Raw genomic sequence first — 637 nt, 5'->3', positions numbered from 1 at the left:
TCTGGGATTTTCTTAGCTACTTCGCCGATCACCTCTAAGTTTCTTTCAACAGCTCGCTTTCTTAGAATATCAGCTTTATATTGTTCTAAAGAGCTTATACCTTCTAAAAATTGAGAAATTTCTTTTAAAGATATTAACAGGTCATCTAGTAAAACGGCTACGTCACGCGGCATAGATTGTTTCTTCTAATATCTGTTCTTTAATACGTGGTTTAATCTTTTCTTTAATTACTAAGTCAATTTTCTTTTCAAATAAATCCTCTAATAAAATCTTTAAACCCATATAATTAGCAAAGGACTTCATGTTAGGAGCGAACTCAACAAGAATATCTACATCACTTTCCTCCTGGTTCTCGTCCTTTGCATATGATCCAAATAACCCGATATGAATTACTCCGAAGGATCGAATCTTCTCCATGTTAGTAGAGAGCTGCTTAATAATCGTATCTCGGGAAAAGTTTTTCATAAATAGTGTCCACTATCTATTATAGCTAAATATTGGTATAGTAATTGTCAAGGTTTTAAACATTATATACTTTTTACTCTGTTTTAGAAGAGTAATCCCTTCCCTAATTTAATACTCAATAGTCTCGAATAAATTATTGAAATGGCATTTCCTTACAACTTCAATTTTTCTA

Annotated in this window: 2 protein-coding genes; both read right to left on the bottom strand. The window is 31.7% G+C overall.

Annotated features, from left to right (window positions below; translation table 11 throughout):
• The coding region (locus JWG44_RS22690; RefSeq protein WP_205275332.1) for a HepT-like ribonuclease domain-containing protein at window positions 1-173 on the bottom strand (173 nt) is incomplete at its 3' end.
• The gene (locus JWG44_RS12680) at window positions 163-465 is read right to left on the bottom strand and encodes a nucleotidyltransferase family protein (protein WP_205275331.1); all 303 of its coding nucleotides are present in this window, start codon (window positions 463-465) and stop codon (window positions 163-165) included. The genes JWG44_RS12680 and JWG44_RS22690, both read right to left, overlap by 11 nt.
• Between the last annotated feature and the right edge of the window lie 172 nt (window positions 466-637).

It is taken from the genome of Leptospira ainazelensis (genome assembly GCF_016918785.1).
Taxonomy (GTDB): Bacteria; Spirochaetota; Leptospiria; order Leptospirales; family Leptospiraceae; genus Leptospira; species Leptospira ainazelensis.
This window is presented reverse-complemented; position numbering and strand designations above follow the sequence as displayed.